Source organism: Candidatus Igneacidithiobacillus taiwanensis, from assembly GCF_031962545.1.
Lineage (GTDB): Bacteria > Pseudomonadota > Gammaproteobacteria > Acidithiobacillales > Acidithiobacillaceae > Igneacidithiobacillus > Igneacidithiobacillus taiwanensis.
Genome location: NZ_JAVRKK010000198.1, coordinates 265 through 3,113, shown reverse-complemented (window position 1 = coordinate 3,113; position 2,849 = coordinate 265). Strand labels below are relative to the sequence as shown.

General features: G+C 48.2%; 3 protein-coding genes. All 3 read right to left on the bottom strand.

The annotated features are described in order from the left end of the window. Positions 1-474: 474 nt before the first annotated feature. The gene (locus RTI30_RS13585; protein ID WP_312284052.1) at positions 475-1,971 is read right to left on the bottom strand and encodes a hypothetical protein; all 1,497 of its coding nucleotides are present in this window, start codon (positions 1,969-1,971) and stop codon (positions 475-477) included. Then, positions 1,955-2,593 (bottom strand): IS607 family transposase, encoded by a 639-nt coding sequence (locus tag RTI30_RS13580; protein ID WP_312284051.1) that lies wholly within the window; start codon positions 2,591-2,593, stop codon positions 1,955-1,957. The genes RTI30_RS13585 and RTI30_RS13580 overlap by 17 nt, the downstream gene beginning before the upstream one ends. A 31-nt stretch (positions 2,594-2,624) precedes the next feature. Continuing rightward, positions 2,625-2,849 (bottom strand): nitroreductase family protein (locus RTI30_RS13575; protein WP_312284050.1); only part of this gene is annotated, 225 nt, incomplete at its 5' end.

Here is a 2,849-nt window from a genome sequence, read left to right as displayed (position 1 = left end):
ATCGGTGAGAAGGGACAGGGAGGTTGATTTTCCCTACTAAATGCTATACAACGATGAAGTTCTACGAACGTTGAAGGTACTCATCATACAAGCATAAGCCGCATTTGGCCCACACCGACGGCTACCTCCGTTGCCGTCTACCTGCTTTGGGACCTCCAGGGGGGAGGAACTGGGTAATCCATTCCCAGTTATGGTTCCGAGCACTACCCAGCGTTATTCCGTCTCTTGCAACTAGTACCTCTGCCACTCAAGATATTCTGAACAGCATAGGCACCCATCACTTGAGCACTTACCGGGCGGGGGCGTTACCCCGGTTATCTGGTTCGCCAATCTCCACCTTGAACAGCGAATAAATGTCATACAGTGTGATAAATAAGCGTGAACACTGGCCCTTTTCTATCACGGCTGTTCCATCTCAAGTGGACCGATGGAACGGGAGTTAGCGAAACAGACTTAAGTAAATCGTCACCTCCTTTAAGCTGAAAATTGTTCACCCATTTTACGTTGTCTGGCATAATCCAGATAATCGCCAAAAACCCATCCCCGCTTATACGCTTTCTCTCTGATTGCCGCCTGGCGAATGTGCTTAACCATTCCGAATAGCTTACCCCAGCATTTCAGATGGCTGTCTCCCTCCTTTATGACTATCATCTTACGGATGTTCCGGGGTATCCTTTCGGTGCAGCCAAGCGCACGCCGGGCGATAACCATGGCAGCCGCCTGATGAACGGCCAGCCCGTAGGTTTCCATGTATTTTACAAAACCGATCAATGATGTAAATCTGGGATCAACTGTAAATACTGCGACACCTTCCTTGCGCAATCTGATAACTAAGTTTGTAAACATGGCCCGATGTGAAAAATTGTGACTCATGCGATTGAATAATTTGTTGGTGTCATGATCCGAATTGAAGTGCAACTCCTCCAGGGCAACCTGGGTGACATCGCAACCTTTGAGCCATGCGGCGATATCACGAGCCAGATCGCCGATAATTTGGTCGCGTTTCTCCGCACGTACATAAGGCAAGTCTGGACACCAAAACACCCTGGAGGCCTTGAAATTGCCATTAGGTAAAACCACTGTAACCGAGACGTTCTGCGGATTCAAATCGCAGCCAGCCATCTGAGCTTCTTTGTTTATTTTCTCGTCATCGCCTTGATGTAGGGAGATATGACAGTAGAAACAACCATCACGTCGCAAAACCTGTACCGTATAAGGATAACCCATATTCAAGTGACGTACGAGGGACCCCACATAAGGTGGCGGTATGATAAGGTCCAGAGTTATCCAGTCGCACTCCCGCCGCGATATGCCACGTCCGGTCTTTACACCGCTGTCGACTGCGGGCGGTATATACACGTTCAGTTTGAACTTGCCGTCCAGAAAAACTATCTCTGTATTGGCATTGCCATATTGGCCAATCAGCCCCTTCTGATTGGCCTGGCCAACGGAAGTAAAAGAATTGCTTCTGAGTTCGCGCCATTGGTCTTTGAATATCTTGCCGTTTTGCAAGGCAATCAAATTATTCTTACCACCAAATACCGCAGCAGGCACAGTGCCTTCTTTCTTGTACTCTTTCCAATAGGCCAATTTCTGTTCCAGCTTGCCTATACGAAGTATAATACCTCGCCTCTTCTTCGCTTTGCTTGTAGCATCCAGTTTTTCTTTAGATTTATTTAATTTAGACTCCAAATCGTTAATATACATTTCTATTAATTCCGTTTGCGAATGTATTACATCCATAGCTTCGTCGTAGCACCATTGACACCAGCGAGCATTGGGAATAAAACGGTTTTGCAGCTTGGAAATAATAATCTTTGCTTCTTCGCCATGTCTAATGGCTTGATATGAGGTCCGCTTGGCCGTTTGGAATAAACGCATGAAAGCGACTATTTTGTTCGTTTCGCTGGCATTGGGACGCAATACGCCGCAAATCGTAAAAATGTCCGTTGGCTTATTTACCCTGAACATCGGCCATGGCCTCCCTGACTTTTTTTCTAAAGTCTTTGCTCCGATGACCATACAGCCTGGCGCTAAAACTTGAAAGAATACTCAGCATATCCGCTACCAGTTCCTCTTGTAGAGATTTTGGCTCCGCGCCATTAACCACATCTACCCTTACGCCAAAGGCATCCAGATATTTTTCAATATATAGGTAGCCAAACCTGGCCAAGCGATCTTTGAATTCGATGACAACCACATCAATCTTGCCCTCACGAGCCATTCTGAATATACGGTCCAGTCCCTTTCTTTTTTCGTTGAGCCCGGACCCTTGCTCCGCTATCACCACACAAACATCATAACCTCGTTGAGCGGCATACTGCTCCAATCGTATTCTCTGACGATCCAAATTGCCGTCTCCCGCCTGTTTCACAGAGGACACCCTGGCATACACCGCAGCTCTTATCCCTGTCGGCGGGGCTTCTCCTAAAAGCCGAAGGATCTCGCTCCTGGCGTAGCGGCGCTGGCCGGAAGGGGTCCGGATGCAACGAATTTTTCCAGCCTTCTCCCATCTGCGTAGCGTCAGCGGTACCACGCCAAGAACCTCACAGGCCTTTCGCATGGGAAGATAAATTTCTAGTTCAGTTTTCATATGATTATTATATCATTGATTAGAGAATTAGTCAACTGGTGTTGGACCCAATACCGAGTGCCGCCGCCAGGGTGATGTTCTGCGCCGCCGCCCCGCAATCGATGGAAGCGAACTGGGCGTTTTGATCCGCCGAAATCATGATCACCGTGGGGGCATGGTAAAAGGTATGGTAGCCGGGATTACCGGCCATGGTCTTCAGGAACTCCATGCCGGACTGCAGCATGTTTTCCTTGATCGTAGCCACCATTCCGTCGAG

Excerpts from the sequence above, each read along its gene's own strand:
- RTI30_RS13585 (WP_312284052.1), bottom strand. The coding sequence starts at position 1,971 with ATGTTCAGGGTAAATAAGCCAACGGACATTTTTACGATTTGCGGCGTA.
- RTI30_RS13580 (WP_312284051.1), bottom strand. The coding sequence starts at position 2,593 with ATGAAAACTGAACTAGAAATTTATCTTCCCATGCGAAAGGCCTGTGAG.